At 61.0% G+C, this 336-nt stretch carries 1 protein-coding gene; it reads right to left on the bottom strand.

The window, feature by feature from the left end; translation table 11 throughout:
* Positions 1-312, bottom strand: a 312-nt coding sequence (locus QWI17_RS00470; RefSeq protein WP_302720534.1) for an MFS transporter, incomplete at its 3' end; no start/stop codon positions are given.
* Positions 313-336: the final 24 nt, after the last annotated feature.

Below are 336 nucleotides of genomic sequence, written 5' to 3'. Positions count from 1 at the left end.
GGGGGCAAAGGCGATCATGGCGATCGACACGGTCATCAGGCGGATGATCAGCTGCATCGCTGCCTTGCGCCCCTTGCGGTCGGCGTACATGCCCAGCAGCACACCGCCCACCGGGCGCATGAAAAAGCCGACACCGAAGGTGGCCAGGGCCATCAGCAGCGAGGCGTATTCATCGTCGGAGGGGAAGAATTGCCGGGCAATGATGCTGGCCAGAAAGCCGTACACGATAAAGTCATACCACTCCAGGGCGTTGCCAATGACGGCAGCCACCACTTGCCGGGTACGCGACACGCCATTACTCGAAGTCTGCATAGGGAGCACTCCACACGGTGTTTG

The organism is Gilvimarinus gilvus (assembly GCF_030518155.1).
GTDB classification, from domain to species: Bacteria; Pseudomonadota; Gammaproteobacteria; order Pseudomonadales; family Cellvibrionaceae; genus Gilvimarinus; species Gilvimarinus gilvus.
Note: the sequence above shows the minus strand (reverse complement) of the source record. Positions and strands in the feature narration are given on the sequence as shown.